General features: G+C 66.1%; 13 protein-coding genes and 1 pseudogene. 7 read left to right on the top strand and 7 right to left on the bottom strand.

What is annotated here, in order from left to right; genetic code table 11:
• Positions 1-45: 45 nt before the first annotated feature.
• Positions 46-708 (bottom strand): ABC transporter ATP-binding protein, encoded by a 663-nt coding sequence (locus HRJ34_RS14325; RefSeq protein WP_012049678.1) that lies wholly within the window; start codon positions 706-708, stop codon positions 46-48.
• 86 nt (positions 709-794) lie between these two features.
• Between HRJ34_RS14325 and HRJ34_RS14330 the strand changes: the two genes are divergently transcribed.
• Entirely contained in the window at positions 795-1,967 is a 1,173-nt protein-coding gene (locus HRJ34_RS14330) for a glycosyltransferase family 4 protein (RefSeq protein WP_208631562.1), read from the top strand.
• A 37-nt stretch (positions 1,968-2,004) separates the two neighbouring features.
• On the top strand, positions 2,005-3,327 hold the full coding sequence (locus HRJ34_RS14335) for a glycosyltransferase family 4 protein (protein WP_208631563.1): 1,323 nt from the start codon (positions 2,005-2,007) through the stop codon (positions 3,325-3,327).
• Here the strand turns inward: HRJ34_RS14335 and kdsA are convergent, their stop codons facing one another.
• The 5 genes and pseudogenes from kdsA to HRJ34_RS14355 form a co-directional block, all read right to left on the bottom strand.
• Positions 3,328-4,179, bottom strand: coding sequence for a 3-deoxy-8-phosphooctulonate synthase (gene kdsA, locus HRJ34_RS14340; RefSeq protein ID WP_208631564.1), 852 nt, complete (start codon positions 4,177-4,179; stop codon positions 3,328-3,330).
• Between the two features lie 36 nt (positions 4,180-4,215).
• The gene (gene mdoH, locus HRJ34_RS14345) at positions 4,216-6,090 is read right to left on the bottom strand and encodes a glucans biosynthesis glucosyltransferase MdoH (protein WP_208631565.1); all 1,875 of its coding nucleotides are present in this window, start codon (positions 6,088-6,090) and stop codon (positions 4,216-4,218) included.
• A gap of 133 nt (positions 6,091-6,223) precedes the next feature.
• Positions 6,224-7,750 (bottom strand): glucan biosynthesis protein, encoded by a 1,527-nt coding sequence (locus HRJ34_RS14350; RefSeq protein ID WP_226948790.1) that lies wholly within the window; start codon positions 7,748-7,750, stop codon positions 6,224-6,226.
• A gap of 438 nt (positions 7,751-8,188) precedes the next feature.
• A pseudogene (locus HRJ34_RS29625) lies at positions 8,189-8,287 on the bottom strand (HGGxSTG domain-containing protein); the annotation flags it as partial.
• Positions 8,288-8,372: 85 nt separating this feature from the next.
• Positions 8,373-8,660 carry a hypothetical protein gene (locus tag HRJ34_RS14355; RefSeq protein WP_208631567.1) on the bottom strand — a complete coding sequence of 96 codons (288 nt, stop codon included), beginning with the start codon at positions 8,658-8,660 and terminating at the stop codon, positions 8,373-8,375.
• Between the two features lie 655 nt (positions 8,661-9,315).
• Between HRJ34_RS14355 and HRJ34_RS14360 the strand changes: the two genes are divergently transcribed.
• The 3 genes from HRJ34_RS14360 to HRJ34_RS14370 are packed head-to-tail and all read left to right on the top strand — an operon-like array spanning position 9,316 to position 12,671.
• Positions 9,316-10,647 (top strand): DNA cytosine methyltransferase, encoded by a 1,332-nt coding sequence (locus HRJ34_RS14360; protein WP_208631568.1) that lies wholly within the window; start codon positions 9,316-9,318, stop codon positions 10,645-10,647.
• A gap of 10 nt (positions 10,648-10,657) precedes the next feature.
• A complete protein-coding gene (locus tag HRJ34_RS14365; protein WP_208631569.1) occupies positions 10,658-11,734 on the top strand; it encodes a hypothetical protein in 1,077 nt (358 codons plus the stop codon).
• A 1-nt stretch (position 11,735) separates the two neighbouring features.
• Positions 11,736-12,671 (top strand): hypothetical protein, encoded by a 936-nt coding sequence (locus HRJ34_RS14370; protein ID WP_208631570.1) that lies wholly within the window; start codon positions 11,736-11,738, stop codon positions 12,669-12,671.
• Between the two features lie 350 nt (positions 12,672-13,021).
• Here the strand turns inward: HRJ34_RS14370 and HRJ34_RS14375 are convergent, their stop codons facing one another.
• Entirely contained in the window at positions 13,022-14,926 is a 1,905-nt protein-coding gene (locus HRJ34_RS14375; RefSeq protein ID WP_208631571.1) for an ABC-F family ATP-binding cassette domain-containing protein, read from the bottom strand.
• A gap of 131 nt (positions 14,927-15,057) precedes the next feature.
• Here HRJ34_RS14375 and acs point away from each other — a divergent pair, with 131 nt between their 5' ends.
• Together acs and HRJ34_RS14385 are read left to right on the top strand one after the other, a co-directional pair.
• Positions 15,058-16,995: an acetate--CoA ligase gene (gene acs / locus HRJ34_RS14380; RefSeq protein ID WP_208631572.1), complete on the top strand. Its 1,938-nt coding sequence runs from the start codon at positions 15,058-15,060 to the stop codon at positions 16,993-16,995.
• Positions 16,996-17,048: 53 nt separating this feature from the next.
• Positions 17,049-17,591, top strand: a complete 543-nt coding sequence (locus HRJ34_RS14385) for a cytochrome b (RefSeq protein WP_016745224.1) — start codon at positions 17,049-17,051, stop codon at positions 17,589-17,591.
• Positions 17,592-17,802: the final 211 nt, after the last annotated feature.

Here is a 17,802-nt window from a genome sequence, read left to right on the forward strand (position 1 = left end):
GGTCCGTCAAGCCTTAATCCGCCGACGGGGAGGGAAAGCCGGCGATCATGCGGCGCGCATCTGAAGCCCGTGATGGACCTCGCTCGCCTCGGCCACCGTGTCGTAGAAGGTCAGGTTGCCGCCGTAGAGGACGGCGCCGCGCTCGCAATATTGCTGCAGCATGTGCGGATCGTGCGACACCATGACGAGCGTTCCCTCGGCGCGGCGCTTCATCAGTTCCTCGTGCGAGCGGCGGCGGAAGCGCTCGTCGCCGGCGCCGGTGACCTCGTCGACCAGATAGCAGTCGAAGTTGATCGCCAGCGAGATGCCGAAGGCGAGGCGCCCGGCCATGCCCGACGAATAGGTGCGCACCGGCTGGTGGAAATAGGCGCCAAGCTGGGCGAAGTCCTCGACATAATCGAGGATCTCCTGCTCGGGCTGGCGATAGATGCGGGCGATGAAGCGGACATTGTCGCTGCCTGTCATCGAGGCCTGGAAGGCGCTCGAATAGCCGATCGGCCAGCTCGTCGTCATGCTCCGCTCGATCTGCCCGGTGGTCGGATGCTCGACTCCCGCGATCAGCCGCATCAGGGTCGACTTGCCCGCGCCGTTGGCGCCGCAGATGCCGATGCTCTCGCCGCGGCGGATCTCGAAATTCAGGTTGCTGAACACCTGCTTCTGGAATTTGCGGATGTGGTAGGTCTTCGAAACATTCTCGAACCGGATCATCGAGCGCTCTTCTCCAATCCCTGCCCCGCACGATACAAAAGGCTGGACGCTGCAGGCCCAGGCTGCGATGCGCACGAGCATAGACGATGCCCGCGCAAACGCAAAACGTCCCCGTCGCGATCGACGCCCGCATGCTGGGCCGGCCAGGCACCGGCGTCGCGACCTATGCCGCCGCGCTGGAGACCGCGCTGGTCCTGTCGACGCGCGCGCCACTGCGCATCGCCGATCCGAGCTGCGGGCGGCCGATGGACCGCTCGCCCGCGCCGGCGCGCTGGCTGCGCTGGGCCGACGCGCTGGTCGACCGGCCGCGCCGGCTGGCGAAGCGCGACGGAGGGCTGGCCGGCCGCGACGTCTTCCGGCTCGCCCAGGTCCATTTCGACCGGCACGGCACGCTGCTGCGGCTGCGCGCGCCGGGCGCGCCGGGGCTGGTCCACTGGACCTATCCGCTGCCGGTCCGGATCGAAGGCTGGACCAATATCTACACGGTCCATGACGCGATCCCGATCGTCCACCCGACGCTCAGCCAGATCGACGGCGTCCGCCACCGCCGGCTGCTCGACGCGATCGCCCGCGACGCCGACCATATGCTGACGGTGTCCGAGGCGGCGCGGCTCGACATCGTCGCCGCGCTCGGCTGCGCGCCCGGGGCGATCAGCGCCTGCCCGCCCGGGCTCGACATCGCGGCGACGCCGCACCCGCTTCCCGACGGCCTCGCCCCCGGCGGCTTCCTGCTCGCGGTCGGCAGCGTCGAGCCGCGCAAGAACCTGCTCCGCCTCGCCGAGGCGCATGCCCGCAGCGGGCTCGCGCTGCCGCTGGTGATCGCCGGCCCGGACGGCTGGCGGTCCGACACGATCGCGCCCCGGCTCGCCGCCTGCCCCGGCATCGTCCGGCTGCCCTATGTCGACCGGCCGACGCTGGTCGCGCTGATCGCGGCGGCGCGGGCGCTGGTCTTCCCGACGATCACCGAGGGCTTCGGCCTACCGATCGTCGAGGCGATGCAGCTCGGCACGCCGGTGCTGACCTCGCGCGGCGGCGCGACCGAGGAGGTCGCCGGCGGCGCCGCGCTGCTCGCCGACCCACTGTCGGTCGACGAGATCGCCGCCGGGATCGCGCGGCTCGGCGACGAGGAGGAGCTCGCCCGGCTGCGCGCGGCCGGCCTGGCGCGCGGCCGCGCCTTCACCGCCGCCGCCTTTGCCGAACGGATCGACGCGGTGCATCGCCGGCTGCTCGAACGCCATGGCCAAACGCCCGGCAACTGAGTAGGGCCCGCCGGGCAACCAGCGCAGACGGATCGGGATGACCAGGCTCACCATCGGGATCGACGGCTTCAACCTCGCCATGCCGCGCGGCACCGGGGTGGCGACCTATGGGCTGGGCCTCGCCGAAGCGGTCGCCGCGCTCGGCCATGCGACGCTGGGCGTGTTCGGGATCGACGTCGGCGACCGGGCCGACAGCCGCGAGCTGCTGTTCTACGACAGGATCGGCAAGGAGCGCGCGCCCGAGACCCGCAAGCAGCACCGCCGCCGGCTGCGCCGCGAGACGTTCCGCTCCTTCCTCCCCGCCCATGCCCATGAGGTGCCGGTCACCGACGCGGTCGAGAAGCAGGCCTTCGCCGGCCGGCTGCCGCGCTTCGACCGGCTGGTCAGCAGCCCGGCGCTGTTCGACGTCGCCGACCGCCGCCTGCGCCGCGCCGGGACCTTCCTGACGCTGCGGATGCCGGACCCGCCCGCGATCATGCACTGGACCTATCCGGTGCCGATCCGGCTCGAGGGCGCGCGCAACGTCTATACGCTGCACGACCTGGTGCCGCTCAAGCTTCCCTACACGACGCTCGACGACAAGCGGCATTACCGGCGGCTGATCGAGCTGTGCGTGACGGAGGGCGATCACATCTGCACGGTCTCCGAATCGAGCCGCGCCGACATATTGGCGCTGTTCCCCGGGGTCGCGCCCGACAAGGTGACCAACAGCTACCAGACCGCGCCCGTCCCCGCCGAGCTGCTGGCGCGCGACCCGGCCGAGGATGCGGGCGTGGTCGAGGGGTTGTTCGGGTTGAAGCGGCGGGGATACTTCCTGTTCTTCGGGGCGCTCGATCCCAAGAAGAACCTCGCGCGGATCATCGAGGCCTATCTGACCAGCCGCAGCGAGACGCCGCTCGTCATCGTCGGCGCGCGGCATTGGGGGACGGAACAGGAAGCGCGGATCTTCGGGGACCAGAAGAAGGGCGTCTCGCTCTACGGCGAGGCGGCGGCGAAGGGGCTGGTCCAGCTCGACTATCTGCCGCGCGAGATGCTGCTGCGGCTGGTGCGCGGCGCGAAGGCGGTGATGTTCCCGTCGCTCTACGAGGGCTTCGGCCTGCCCGCGCTGGAGGCGATCCGGCTGGGGACGCCGGTGATCTCCTCGACGATCAGCTCGCTGCCCGAGGTGGTCGGCGACGCCGGGCTGCTGGTCGACCCCTATGACGCCGGGGCGATCGCCGGGGCGATGCGCGCGCTGGACGAGGACCCTGCGCTCGCCGCGCGGCTGTCGGCGGCGGCGCCCGCCCAGGCCGCCAGGTTCAGCGACGAGGCCTATCGCGCCCGGCTGGCGGCGATGTACGAGCGGGTCCTCTCCAACTAGCTAGGCCTGCTCGGGCCAGCGCCGGCGCGCCTCGATGCCGTGGGCGTCGAGCGCCTGGAGCTCGGCGAGCAGCGGTTCGAGCCGGTCGAGCGGCCAGGCGTTGGGACCGTCCGACATGGCGCTCGCCGGATCGGGATGGGTCTCCATGAACAGGCCGGCGATGCCGACCGCGACCGCGCCGCGCGCGAGCACGGGGACATATTCGCGCTGCCCGCCCGAGGAGGCGCCGAGCCCGCCCGGAAGCTGGACCGAATGGGTCGCGTCGAACACCACCGGACAGCCGGTGTCGCGCATGATGGCGAGGCCGCGCAGGTCGGTGACGAGGTTGTTGTAGCCGAAGGAGGTGCCGCGCTCGGTGACCAGCACCGGCGTCTCGACCCCGGCCGCCCGCGCCGCGCCCTGCGCCTTGGCGACGACATGGGCCATGTCGTGCGGCGCCATGAACTGCGCCTTCTTGATGTTGGCGACCCGGCCCGACGCGCCGACCGCCTCGATCAGGTCGGTCTGCCGCGCGAGGAAGGCGGGGGTCTGGAGGACGTCGACGACCTGCGCGGCGGCGCGGACCTGGTCGACGTCGTGGACGTCGGTCAGCACCGGCAGGCCGGTCTCGGCGCGGACCTTCTCGAGGATGCGCAGGCCCTCGTCGAGGCCGGGGCCGCGGAAGGAGGCGCCCGAGCTGCGGTTGGCCTTGTCGAACGAGCTCTTGAAGATCGCGAACAGGCCGAGCCGGTCGGCGATGGCGCGGAGCCGCTCGGCGACCGAGAGGACCAGCGCCTCGGATTCGATCACGCAGGGGCCGGCGATGACGAACAGCGGCTCGTCGAGCCCGACCTCATGTCCCAATATCTCCATCGGCGCCTATTAGTCCCCCGCCCCGCCCGATGGCAATCAGCAGCCGCGCGCGATCGCGAAGCGCGGCTCGGGGACGAGATCGGGCAGCTCCTGCTCGGGGCCCTCCTCGAAGCGGCGATGATCGGCGGGGGAGACGAAATAGCCGCGGCGGACCAGCCATTCGCCGACGTCGGCGCGCGAGGTCAGCCAGACGGTGGCGGGCGCGAGCAGCAGCCCGACCGCGACCGGCAGCGACCAGATCGAGCCGTCGAGCCCGAGCAGGATCGCCGCCATCAGCACGGTGCCGAGCAGCAGGTGCCAGCGGTAGAAGCGCGTCACCTCCCCGAAATCGAGCCCGTCGACCTCGCGCCGCTGCGGCGACCAGCCGCTCTGCCGGCCGCGCAGGATGTCGACGATCGCCATGCTCTGGGTCAGCATCATCGCCGGCGCGGTGACGATCGAGGTGACGACCTCGATGACGGTGCCCTTGGCGATGCTGACCCAGCCGCCGAGCTGGCGAACCAGCTCGCGATCCTGGCCGAGCGAGATCAGCGCGGCGATCTTCGGCCCGAACAGCATCAGCCCGGTGAGGCCGAGCAGCCAGCCCGAGGAGATCAGCACGAAGCCGTCGAAATCGGCGCGCAGCTGCTCGAACATCGCGGCGCCGAGCAGCAGCAGCCAGAGCGGCGAGGTGAGATAGGCCGAGGCGCCCATGAACAGCTGGAGCCGGCTGACCCAGTGCAGTCCCGAGGTGTTCAGCAGGCGGAGATGCTGGAGATTGCCCTGGCACCAGCGCCGGTCGCGGATCGCATGGTCGATCATCGTCGGCGGGAATTCCTCGTAGCTGCCCTCCGGCATCGTCACCATGTGGACCGCCCAGCCGCGCCGGCGCAGCAACGCCGCCTCGACCATGTCGTGGCTCATGATGTGGCCGCCGAGCAGGCTGTCCTCCGACAGCGCGGGCAGGCCGCAGCTCTCGGCGAAGGCCTTCACGCGGATGATCGCATTGTGGCCCCAGAAGGTCGCCTCGGTCCCCGACCACCAGCGCAGGCCGGCCGAGGCCACCGGGCCGTAGACCGACGAGGCGAACTGGTGCCAGCGCGCGAACATGGTCTGGCCGTTGATCAGCTGCGGCACCGTCTGGAGCAGGCCGATCGCCGGACGCGCCTCGATCGCCGAGGCGAGCCGCGCCATCGCGGCGCCGCTCATCAGGCTGTCGGCGTCGAGCACCAGCATATAGTCGTAGGCGCCGCCGAAGCGCCGCACCCAATCGGCGATGTTGCCGGGCTTGCGCGCGGTGTTGCGCGGGCGGCGGCGATACCAGACGTTGGCCTTGCTGGTCTCGCGCAGGCGGCGGAAGGCGAGATATTCGCGGGCGTGGTTGCGCTCGTGCGAGTCGCTGAGGATGAAGAAATCGAAGCGGTCGGCGCCGCCGATCGCGGCGATCGAATCGGTCATCGATTCGAGCCGGCGGAAGACCGCGCCGACATCCTCGTTATAGATCGGCATCAGCACGGCGGTGCGGCCCTGCGGCAGGACCAGCCGGCTGCGCGACACCTCCGGCGCCGGGCCGCGGCCGAGCAGGACGAACAGCCCCGCGACCGCGTTGAGGAAGCCGAAGGCGATCCAGGCGAACAGCCCGAAGAAGAGCAAAGCGAAGCCGAGATCGACCCAGTCGATGCCGTCCGACTGCAAGGGGGTGAACATCTCCTGCGCGGCGAGCAGGCCGAAGAGGAAGCTGCCGACGATCAGGAACAGCCGCCGCTGGAACAGCGGGCCGACCGGCACGATCGGATCGGCGGTAGCGGTATCGGGGCTGCGGGACAGGTCCTGCACCGGCATGGCGAGCGGCGCTTCGACCGGAAGGTCGCCGTGCGCGCGCGGGCCATGCTCGGGGGCACCCTCCGCTAAATCCTTGTCAATCCGGTACAATATCCTGTTCCTGCTCCGATCGGCCGCCGCTCATGCCAGATGCGGCCGTGAAATTTTCGGTCTTTGCGTCGGACCGCCCCAGGCTCCCGACAAATGGCGACGATAGGGGCTTTCCTCAATAGAATTGATGGCCTCAATAGAATTGATGGATGACGGTTTCGCTGAGCGCCCGGCCGTCCTTTTCCAGCGTCGCCCGCAGATTCGCGGTGCGGTTCGAGCGGGTGACGTCGGCGATCATCCGCCAGCGCCCCGGCTGCCCCACCACCGGATAGGCATCGACCGAGAGCAGCCTGCCCTGGTCGACCGAGACGGCGGCGGTGACGCCCGAGCGGCGATCGAGCCCCTTCAGCCCCGCGCCTTCGAAATCGACGACGAGGCGGCGGGCGTTGGCGATCGGTTCGAGCCCCGGCCGGCCGGCGGTGCCGGTCCAGCGGTCGATCACCCGCGCCAGCGCGGGGGCCGCCGGCTCGCCGCCCAGCCAGCGCAGCCGATAGTCGAAGGTGAAGCTGGTCCCCGCCTTCGCGGGACGATCGGGCGTCCAGAAGGCGACGATATTGTCGTCGGTCTCCTTGGCGGTCGGGATCTCGTAGAGCATCACCGCGCCGGGGCCCCAGTCGCCGACCGGCTCGACCCACAGGCTCGGCCGCTTCTCGTAGAAGACGCCGTCGTCCTGATAATGATCGAAGCTGCGATCGCGCTGGAGCAGGCCGAAGGCGCTGCCCCCCTTGGGATCGGCGAAGGCGTTGATGGTCGGGCGCGGCGGGTTGCCGAGCGGGCGCCAGAGGCGCTCGCCCGCCGTGTTGCGGATCAGCAACCCGTCCGAATCGTGGATCTCGGGCCGCCAGTCGGCGCGCGCCTGGGGGTTGCCCTCGTCATACCAGAACATGCTGGTGAGCGGGGCGATGCCGAGCCGCTCGACGTCGCGGCGCAGCCAGATCGCCGAGGACACGTCCTGGACGACGGCGTCGGCCTCCATGCGGGTGTCGAAGCGCCAGGCGCCGACCACGCTGGGGCCCTGGAGCAGCGCGTAGATGGTGATCCCGGCGCGGGTCCGTTCGAGCCAGAAATGGGTGAAGGCGGGGAATTCCTCCTTGCCGTCGATGCCGGTGTCGATGGCGAGGCCGCGCGCCGACAGGCCATATTGGTGGAGCGGCCCCGACGAGCGGAAATAGGAGGCGCCGAGGAAGGCGAGCCAGTCCCCCACCCCGCCGCGGTTCATCACCCGGAAGCCGGCGACGCCGGGCAGGACGTGCGGCTCGGGCCCCTCGCCGGGGCCGACCTGGAACATGTCCTCGCTATGCTCGATCAGCCGGGCGCGGCCGCGCTCGACGATCGAGATCTCGACCGGGACCGGCGCCGCCTTGAGCAGCGGGAAGAGACGGACTCCGTAGCCGTCATCGGCGAAGATCGTCCGATCGGGCCGGAAGCTTATCCGGTTGGCGGCGTCGTAATTGTTGGCGAGCGCGCGTGGATCGGGCTTCGGCATCGGCGTCGGCCGGCTGCGCGCCAGCGCGGCGGCATGGCCCTTGAGCCAGTCCCAGCTGAAGGGTTCACCGGCCGCGCGGCCGCGCCCCGAAGCCCCGGCCGCATCGCGCGCCGCAGCGCGGGGCGCGGCCCATGCGGTTCCGCCGAAGGCCAGGACGCTTCCCAGCAGTGCCATGGATTGCCGTCTGTCGATCATGCCTGTCCGATTAGGTTTCGTTTCGCCTGTGGTCCACAAGGGATGGGGTCCAGACCCATAAGCGGCGCGAAAGTTCCTATAGGCATCGAAGCTGAACGAGGGCTGTAGCGGCGCAGGGCGGCGGAAATCCGCCATTCCGTCGGGCGCGCCGGACGGCCGGCCGGGCGCAGGGGACGCGGCGGCGGACGGGCCCTCCTTCCCGTTGCATGGGGTTGTCCGCTCGTTTTTCATTTTTTCCGTGTCGGGCCCCTCGCCTCTCGCGCCCCCCGCTTCCCTCGCGTCCCTCTCGTCGCGCAGCATCCGGCGGATCGCGGCGGGGCTGGTCGCGCGGAGGATGCGGGCGATCTCCAGGGTGCGGCCGGAATAGGCGCCATGCTTCCAGGCGTTGCGATTGCCGCGCGGCGCGCCGCCGCCCTTGCCGCCATGCATGCGACAGCGCGCCCGCCCCTGCACCGCCGGCGACCGGCACGGCACCCCGCTCCGGGTGCGCGCGCCGCAGCGGGGCGCCTGCGACAGCGATAGGTTCGGGGCGGCTCAGCCGGGATCAGGTCGGCGGCGAAGCGATCGTCACCCGCCAGGCGTCCGGCGCGCCGGTCCGGCATCATGCGGTGCCGCCGCCCTGCGCCCGCCGCTTCGCCCGATCGGCCTTGGCCACCGTCTCGACCGAGGCGCGGCAATTCGCCTGCGCCCGCAAGGCGAGCCGCGCATAGCGCGCGGCCGAGGTGGGCCATTTGGTGTAGTTGTCCGCCGCATGCCCCACCAGCTCGGTGAACATCGCATCGAGCGAGAGCGCCTGGGCTATCAGCATCTCGTTCATGCGGGCCAGGGGATCGGGCGGGTCGCTGGCGGCCTTGCGGTCAGGCGCCTTGGGCTTGTGCACTTCGTTCATCGGATGCCTTTTGCCGGGGCTGACATATTTAGCATCAACACAGGCAAAATTCAAGAACATATAAAGAACAATAACAAAGGTTCAACCCCGGCTTGGCGCCACTCCCCAACAAACCACGCGCTCAATTTCCTTTAAACAGAACGCATTCGTCAGCTCTGCGCCTTAATGTCGGCCGTCGCAGCCGGTGCTGGCCATAGCCAAAAGCCGACCCTAGGATTCCGAAGATCGATGCATCCCGGTACCTGATTTGACTTGGTCAGGCTCGAACGAGCAGATTCCAAAGCGTGGCGACTAATTTTGATCACCCCACACACCTAAGGGGGCTCGCCAGCAACATGCGACGGTCCCAATGCTGAATGGCACTAGGCAGTTCGCCAAGATCAGTCTAAGAGGCCAACCTTAGATATTCCGACTGAGGTTTGGGGAGACGGAATGTTGACGCCTTGTCAGTGTCGAATGGCCCGAGCTGCCATTGGCCTTTCACGACCCGCATTTGCTTTCCGAGCGAATATCTCTGTCGCTACCCTTTCGGATTTCGAACTTGGCAAGCGTGTACCATACGATCGAACCCTGAGGGATATCAGAGGGGCATTTGAAGTTCTCGGAGTGACGTTTCTTGTCTCCGATGCCTTTGGAGATGGGGTGCGTTACCGCGATGGGAATTGAACTCAAATTTGTCGATTTGTTTGCGGGGCTAGGCGGCTTCCATGTCGCCTTGTCTCGCTTGGGGCATGAATGCGTTTTCGCTGCCGACATCGATGCGAACCTTCGCGATCTATATTTTCAGAACTTCGAGATTCGGCCAGCCGCCGACATACGGTTCTGCTGGAAGGATGTCCCGGCACATGATGTTCTTTGTGCGGGTTTTCCCTGCCAGCCATTTTCTAAGGCTGGCAATCAGATGGGTTTCGCCTGTCCGGACTCTGGTGACCTGTTCGATTACATACTGAAAATCATCGACCGGCATCGCCCGGCTCATCTTCTTTTCGAGAACGTCCCCAATATCCTGCGCCACAACCGCGGCGAAACGTGGCAGCGCATACGGGATAGCTTGGGGGAGCGAGGCTACGATGTCGCGTGCGCGGAGATCTCACCCCATGAAATCGGCGTGCCCCAGATACGGAACCGCGCAATCATTGTCGCCTCTTTGGGCGGGCTTGGAGGTTTCACGTGGCCGGACAAGATTGCGAATGACAGCCCGCTCCACATCAACACGGTCCTAGATCGCCGGCCGAACGAAGCTACTCCGCTTCCCGACCAGTACGTGAAGTATCTGGAGGTCTGGGAAGAATTTCTAGATCGCACCAAACAGGTCGAATCGCTCCCCTCGTTTCCGATTTGGGCAATGGAGTTTGGCGCCAACTATCCTCTTGAACCTCGCGCACCGCGCCAACTCAATCGCCGCTACTTGGCGAGATTCAAAGGGGCGTTCGGCCAAAAACTATCAGGGCTGACAGAGGTTGAGCAAATTGAAACTTTGCCAGCTTACGTCTCAAGCGCGATGAGCCCGCTGCCGAAGTGGAAGGTTCGTTTTATCGAACAGAACCGCCAGTTCTTTTCGGATAATCGGGACCGCCTCCATGATTGGTTGCCCGAAGTCCAGAGCTTTCCGACGAGCTTCCAGAAACTCGAATGGAACTGGAAAGACGGGAAAAGGACAATCTGGGATAAGGTGATTCAGTTTAGGGCATCCGGTATACGAGTGAAGAATCCCTCTGCAGCTCCATCCCTAGTGGCGCTGACCACAAGCCAGGTTCCAGTCATCGCATGGGAAAGGCGCTATATGACGGTCAGGGAATGTGCGCGCTTGCAGAGCTTGGAAGAGTTGCCACATCTGCCTGAAACGAAAACAGCAGCGTTCAAAGCGCTAGGAAACGCGGTCAATGCGGATGTGGTTGCCTTGGTCGCGGAGCGACTTTTGCAGACTAGCGCTGCTGGCGGCGAGAATAAGATTTTGACAGTCCTGCAAGCGGCGCAAAGCCACTAGGAGCGAGTTCGTGCCAAGCAAAATCGAATATACGAAACTCGATGCAATCGCCCTTGACCCGCTAAACCCTCGATTGGGACGAACGGCTCATTCAAAGGACCTTGCTCAAGATCAGATATACGATCTGATGAAGGACTGGTCGCTCGAAGAACTCGCGACATCATTTTTGGAGAGCGGATTTTGGCCCCATGAAGCGGTCCTCTGCATCGAAGAGAAAATTGGCGATAAAGATCTTGTCGTAGTCGAGGGCAATAGGCGCATCGCGGCATTGATGCGCCTTCGCAAGACCTATGCGGGCGAGGAAACCTCGCGCAAATGGCTCGAAATGATCGAAGGCGTGCCCCAGCCAGCGGGCCTTTTCGACGATGTGCCGTTCATCAGATATGCTGACCGAGGGGAGGTGGATGCGTTCCTTGGATTCCGACATGTCACTGGCATCAAGGAATGGGCGCCCCCCGAAAAAGCCCAATTCATTGCTAAGCTTATCGACGACAAAGGTCTGACCTATCGCGAGGTGATGCGAAAAATCGGCAGCAAAACCGATACCGTCGAACGCAACTACATCGCCTACCGAATCCTAGTTCAGATGGAAGAGACCGAAGGCCTAGACGCCAAAGAGGTAGAGAACCGGTTTAGTGTGCTTTTTCTGTCTTTGCGGTCGAAAAACGTCCAAAAATTTCTCGGGATCGAGGGCAAGTTCGGCATCGAACCTAAGGATGTGAAAAATCCGGTCGAGGACGAGAACCTCGACAAGCTCAAGGAATTTTCGCTCTGGCTGTTTGGAGATCAGGAGACAGCCCCGATCGTTCCGGATTCTCGCGAAGTAGATAGATTTGCGCGGGTCTTAGCATCTACGGAAGGATTGGATTATCTCCGTAGCGTTAGGCGCCCAAGCCTCGAGAAGGCATTCATAATTGCGGGCGGCGATCAGGAGCAGGTGTACGATTTGATCTCCACCGCAGCGTACAACCTTCAAGAAGCCCTCTCATCGATACACCTATACAAGGATGACGAGAAGCTTCTGGCGATCTCTAAGCGCATGATCGCGAACGCGGATCAAATCCGTAAGACGCTTGAGATCGAATAGTATGCTCTCAATTCCGGAGGTTAAATTCGGCTACTCGGCCAACCAGTCCAACGTAGATGCCAACGCAATGTGTGATTGGCTCGAAGCCTGCACCCTGTTCGACGATCAAGTGGTAACCAAGGGAGATGTGGTCGATCTCCTGATGGAGAACCAGATTTGTCCCGATACCAATCAGGATTTGGCCCATCTGATTGCTGATGAAGGTTGGGACGAAATGGACCGGAGAAAGCGCTGGGGTGGGGTTCCGGATTACGTTACGATGACGGGATCAAGAATTGAATCTGGCAGAACGTGGCAAGATGATCCTGTCCGGTCATTTCTCGTGTTGCTGTCAATTCTACGCATTTATCCCGAGTGGGCGAAGGGCCACCAAGCTCATGGAGTACAAGGCGATCTTTTTGAGAAAGTCGTCGAACAGATTTGCCCGCACCTGCTTCCGGGATGGACCACGTATCGAGCAGGTTGGTCTCCTGACGACACCAAGAATATTCCCGGCATCGTAGCTGCTTTGTGCGAGCGGATTTATACCGCTGGAGCAGCCGACCTTGATGATTGGCTGCTGACGGCCGGAAACGACGGTGGCTTAGACTTAGTCTGCTATCGCGAATTTCCTGATCAGCGCGAAGCTGCGCCGATGTTTTTTCTCCAATGCGCAAGTGGAAAAAACTGGCGGACCAAGGTTAGTACGCCCAATCCTGACCTGTGGCAAAAGCTGCTCAACGCAGCGGTCAGGCCGAGCACCGGGATAGCAGCTCCGTTTGTCGTGGATCCCAAAGAACTCAAAACAGCCGCGTTGATCGGACAGATTGTGGTTTTTGATCGCCTTCGCCTTTTGAGTGCAGTGCAGGGCGGTGCACTTCAGCTTGAGGACGAGCTTAGCGCGGAGGTGATTGCTTGGATGCAGCCTCGTGTGGATGCGTTGCCTCGCGCCGCTTAAGCGAGAGTTGGATAATCCTGGAGCACCAAAGCGAAAAGATAGTGCTTATCTTCGCCGGTGACGGTGCACCACCCGCTCTGAAAGGCAGGCGAAGATCATTCATTCGGCACTCAAATGCGCAAGGGGGGGGTGATTTCGTATCCGCGCGCGCAGGCCTCCAGGATCCAGGCCACGCTTATGCCAACATCGAAGTCCTTGTTGAGGTATCGCGTGTGAAGCGCACTCAATTCCCCTCCAATTCAACTCAGCAGCGTGCGGCTGTCGTCGCAATCATGCAATATCCACTTGTCGCTCGTTGCGATCGGAGGCCGACGGTCAACTACCAGCCCATATTCAGACGTGCGCTCCCCTCACCCCACCGCCTCCAACGCCTCGTTCGCCTCCAGCCACTCCGCCTCGACGGTCTCCAACTCGCGCTCGACGTCCGCGCGGAGTTTCATCAGGTCGCTGGTGGTGCGCTTGGCGTCGGCCGGGCTGGCCGACTTGGGATCGAACATCGCGCGGTCGATCTCGCTGCGGCGCGCCGTCAGCGTCGCGATGCGGTCCTCCATCGACTTGACCGACTTGCGCAGCGTCGAGAGCTGCTCGCGCGCCTGCGCCGCGGCCTTCTTGTCCTTCTTCGCGGCCTTGCCCGCGCCGCCGCCGTTGCCGCCGTTCCCGGCGCCCGCGCTCTCGCCGCCCTTCGGCTGGTTCTTGCCGAGGATCAGGTCGGTATAGTCGTCGAGGGTGCCGGAGAATTCGCGGGCGGTGCCGCCGTCGACCAGGACCAGCCGGTCGGCGGCGAGCTCGATCATGTGGCGGTCGTGGCTGACGATCACCACCGCGCCCTCATAGGCGTTGAGCGCCTGGGCCAGCGCCTCGCGCGCGTCGACGTCGAGATGGTTGGTCGGCTCGTCGAGGATCAGCATGTGCGGCGCGTCGCGCGTGATCAGCGCCAGCGCGAGGCGGGCGCGCTCGCCGCCCGAGAGCTTGCCGACCTTCTGCGTCGCGCGGTCGCCCGAGAAGCCGAAGCGGCCGAGCTGGGCGCGCACCGCGGCCGGCGTCTTGCCGTTCATGATCCGGGTCATATGCTCGAGCGGGGTATCGTCGACGTCGAGTTCCTCCACCTGATATTGGGTGAAATAGCCGACCCGCATCTTGCCGGCCGCGGCGATCCCGCCGTCCATCGGCCTGAGCTGGGCGGCGAGCAGGCGGGCGAGCGTGGTCTTGCCGTTGCCGTTGCGGCCGAGCAGGGCGATCCGGTCGTCGGGGTCGAGGCGCAGGTTGAGCCGCTGCAGCACCGGCCTGTCCGCGACATAACCGACGCTGGCCATGTCGAGCGTGATCAGCGGCGGCTTCAGCCCGTCGGCCGGCGAGGGGAAGTCCATCGACAGGCTCGGGTCCTCGACCATCGCGACGATCGGCTGCATCTTCGCCAGCGCCTTGGCGCGCGACTGCGCCTGCTTCGCGGTCGAGGCGCGGGCGCTGTTGCGGGCGATATAGTCCTGCAGCTTGGCGCGCTGCGCGTCCTGCGCGGCGCGGGCGGCGGCGAGCTGGGCGGCGCGCTCGGCCCGCTGCCGCTCGAAGCTGTCATAGCCGCCGGTGTAGAGCGTGGTCTTGCCGCCCTCCAGATGGAGGATATGGTCGACGACATTGTTGAGCAGATCGCGCTCATGGCTGATCACGACCATCATCGCCGGGTAGCTCTTCAGGAAATTCTCCAGCCACAGCGTCGCTTCGAGGTCGAGGTGGTTCGACGGCTCGTCGAGCAGCAGCAGGTCCGGTTCCGAGAAGAGCAGGGCGGCGAGCGCGACGCGCATCTTCCAGCCGCCCGAATAGCTGTCGAGCGGGCGGTTCTGCATCTCCTCGTCGAAGCCGAGGCCGACGAGGATGGTCGAGGCGCGCGCGGGGGCGGTGTAGGCGTCGATCGCGAGGAGGCGCTCATAGACGTCGCCGAGGCGATCATGATCCTCGCAGGTCTCGCTTTCGAGCAGCAGCGCGGCGCGCTCCTTGTCGGCGGCGAGGACGGTGTCGATCGGGGTCGAGCTGCCGCTCGGCGCTTCCTGCGCGATATAGCCGATGCGCAGGTCGCGCGGCTTGTCGAGATCGCCGTCGTCGGCCTCCAGCGAGCCGATCATCACCTTCATCAGGGTCGACTTGCCGGCGCCGTTGCGGCCGATCAGCCCGACGCGGGCGCGCGGGGGCAGCGCCGCCGAGGCGCGGTCGAGGATCGTGCGGCCGCCGAGACGGACGGTGAGATTCGAGAAATTCAGCATGGCGCGCCCGATAGAGGATTTCGCGGCGCAGCGAAACCGCCCCGATGCGGCGGAATTCCGGCGGGGCGCTTGAAGCCGCGACGAGGCTGAACCAATAGGGAGCGGCGATTCGAAAATAGCGAGAGGGCCGCATGACCGATCTTTATCCCGTTCCCGCCGAATGGGCCGCCAGGGCGAAGGTGAAGGATGCCGACTACAAGGCGCTCTACGCCCGATCGATCAACGACGCCCACGCCTTCTGGCTGGAGCAGGCGAAGCGGCTCGACTGGGTGCGCTTTCCGACCAGGACCAACGAGAGCAGCTTCGACGAGGCCGATTTCGGGGTGAAGTGGTTCGCCGACGGGCAGATCAACGTCGCGGCCAACTGCCTCGACCGCCATCTCGCCGAGCGCGGCGACCAGGTGGCGATCATCTGGGAGCCCGACGCGCCGACCGACGAACCGCGGCGCTTCACCTACCGGGAGGTGCATGCGGAGGTCTGCCGCTTCGCGAACGTGCTGAAGGCGCAGGGGGTGAAGAAGGGCGACCGCGTCACCGTCTACCTGCCGATGATCCCCGAGGCGGCGTTCGCGCTGCTCGCCTGCGCGCGGATCGGGGCGATCCATTCGGTGGTGTTCGGCGGCTTCTCGCCCGAGGCGCTGGCGGGCCGCATCCAGGATTGCGACAGCTCGATCGTGATCACCGCCGATTGCGGGCGGCGCGGCGGCAAGCTGGTGCCGCTCAAGACAAACGTCGACGCGGCCGCGCAGCATGCGCCGAGCCTGACGTCCGTGATCGTGATCCGCGCGACCGGCGCCGAGGTGCCGATGCAGGCCGGGCGCGACGTCTGGTACGACGAGGCGGCGCAGGGCGTGTCGGCCGACTGCCCGGCGGAGACGATGGACGCGGAGGACCCGCTGTTCGTGCTCTACACCAGCGGATCGACGGGCAAGCCCAAGGGGGTGCTCCACACCACCGGCGGCTATCTGCTCTGGGCGAGCCTGACCCATGAGCTGTGCTTCGACTATCGGCCGGGGCAGATATACTGGTGCGCGGCCGACATCGGCTGGGTCACCGGGCACAGCTATATCGTCTATGGGCCGCTCGCCAATGGCGGCACGACGCTGATGTACGAGGGCGTGCCGAACTGGCCCGATGCGAGCCGCATCTGGCAGGTGGTCGACCGCCACCAGGTCGAGATCGTCTTCACCGCGCCGACCGCGCTGCGCGCGCTGATGCGCGACGGCGACGAGTTCGTGGCGCGGACCTCCCGCAAATCGCTCAAGCTGCTCGGGACGGTCGGCGAGCCGATCAACCCGGAGGCGTGGCGCTGGTATCACGAGGTGGTCGGCGAGGGGCGCTGCCCGATCGTCGACACCTGGTGGCAGACCGAGACGGGCGCGGCGATGATCGCGCCGCTGCCGGGCGCGACCGACCTCAAGCCCGGCAGCGCGACGCGGCCGCTGTTCGGGGTGGTGCCCGAGCTGGTCGACGCCGAGGGCCAGGTGCTGGAGGGTGCGACCGACGGCAATCTGTGCATCACGCGCAGCTGGCCGGGGCAGATGCGGACGGTCTGGGGCGACCATGAACGCTTCTTCCAGACCTATTTCTCGACCTACAAGGGGAAGTATTTCACCGGCGACGGCTGCCGCCGCGACGAGGACGGCTATTACTGGATCACCGGCCGGGTCGACGACGTCATCAACGTCTCGGGCCACCGCATGGGCACGGCCGAGGTCGAGAGCGCGCTGGTGCTCCATGCCAAGGTCGCCGAGGCGGCGGTGGTCGGCTTCCCGCACGACATCAAGGGCCAGGGCATCTACGCCTATGTGACGCTGAACGCGGGCGAGGAAGCCAGCGAGGCGCTACGCAAGGAACTGCGCGACTGGGTGCGGACCGAGATCGGGCCGATCGCGACGCCCGACGCGATCCAGTTCGCGCCGGGCCTGCCCAAGACCCGCTCGGGCAAGATCATGCGCCGCATCCTCCGCAAGATCGCCGAGGGCGACGTCTCCGCATTGGGCGACACATCGACCCTCGCCGATCCGGCGGTGGTCGACGATCTGGTTGCGAACCGGATCAAAAGCTGATCCTATCGGGGCAGGTCCGGCCGATCCGGCCGTGCCCCGCACAGGATGACGCCATGACCGAGGCCCTGCTCCACTATAACCGCGTCGCCCGGACGCTCCACTGGACGATCGGGGCGCTGGTCCTCACCAACCTGATCCTCGGCATCTTCCACGATCCGCTGGGCGAGCTGTTCCCGGCGATGCCGATCCACAAGTCGATCGGCTTCCTGGTGCTGGCGCTGAGCCTGTGCCGGCTGGCCTGGCGCCTCACCCACCCCGCCCCGCCGCTGCCCGCGTCGGTGCCCGGCTGGGAACAACGCGCGGCGCGCGGGCTGCACTGGACCTTCTACGCGCTGATGATCGCGATGCCGCTGACCGGGTGGATCTTCAGCTCGGCCGGCAAATATCCGCTGAGCTTCTTCTTCCTGTTCGACATCCCCAAGTTCGCGGTCGAGAAGGGATCGCCGATCGTCGCGGGGGCGCACAGCGCGCATGTCGTGCTCGGCTTCCTGTGGGCGGCGCTGCTGGTCGGCCATGTCGGCGCGGCGCTCCGCCACCACTTCATCCTCAGGAACGGGGTGCTGACGCGGATGTGGCGATCGGCGCCGGGGGCTTAGGCCTCGCGAGACTCGACAGCGCCGCCCCGATCCTGTAGGGGCGCGCCTTCATATTCCGAATCCGCCTGAAGCGGGTGCGGGATTGTACCGTCCGAGACAGCAGGTGCGGGGACTATGCCCCGCTTAATCTCCTGCCCAGACGGGGAAAAGTTTACCGGCCGCGCCTCAGGGTTCAGGCCGGGTCTGCCGTGCTCCTTCCAGGGCCCCGGCC

Origin of the sequence: Rhizorhabdus wittichii (assembly GCF_017607425.1) — a bacterium.
In the GTDB taxonomy this organism is placed as follows: Bacteria; Pseudomonadota; Alphaproteobacteria; order Sphingomonadales; family Sphingomonadaceae; genus Rhizorhabdus; species Rhizorhabdus wittichii.

What these genes read in the sequence shown, in the direction of transcription:
- HRJ34_RS14325 (WP_012049678.1), bottom strand. Translation starts at nt 708, where the DNA reads ATGATCCGGTTCGAGAATGTTTCGAAGACCTACCACATCCGCAAATTC.
- HRJ34_RS14330 (WP_208631562.1), top strand. Translation starts at nt 795, where the DNA reads ATGCCCGCGCAAACGCAAAACGTCCCCGTCGCGATCGACGCCCGCATG.
- HRJ34_RS14335 (WP_208631563.1), top strand. Translation starts at nt 2,005, where the DNA reads ATGACCAGGCTCACCATCGGGATCGACGGCTTCAACCTCGCCATGCCG.
- kdsA (WP_208631564.1), bottom strand. Translation starts at nt 4,179, where the DNA reads ATGGAGATATTGGGACATGAGGTCGGGCTCGACGAGCCGCTGTTCGTC.
- HRJ34_RS14350 (WP_226948790.1), bottom strand. Translation starts at nt 7,750, where the DNA reads ATGGCACTGCTGGGAAGCGTCCTGGCCTTCGGCGGAACCGCATGGGCC.
- HRJ34_RS14355 (WP_208631567.1), bottom strand. Translation starts at nt 8,660, where the DNA reads ATGAACGAAGTGCACAAGCCCAAGGCGCCTGACCGCAAGGCCGCCAGC.
- HRJ34_RS14360 (WP_208631568.1), top strand. Translation starts at nt 9,316, where the DNA reads ATGGGAATTGAACTCAAATTTGTCGATTTGTTTGCGGGGCTAGGCGGC.
- HRJ34_RS14370 (WP_208631570.1), top strand. Translation starts at nt 11,736, where the DNA reads ATGCTCTCAATTCCGGAGGTTAAATTCGGCTACTCGGCCAACCAGTCC.
- HRJ34_RS14375 (WP_208631571.1), bottom strand. Translation starts at nt 14,926, where the DNA reads ATGCTGAATTTCTCGAATCTCACCGTCCGTCTCGGCGGCCGCACGATC.
- acs (WP_208631572.1), top strand. Translation starts at nt 15,058, where the DNA reads ATGACCGATCTTTATCCCGTTCCCGCCGAATGGGCCGCCAGGGCGAAG.
- HRJ34_RS14385 (WP_016745224.1), top strand. Translation starts at nt 17,049, where the DNA reads ATGACCGAGGCCCTGCTCCACTATAACCGCGTCGCCCGGACGCTCCAC.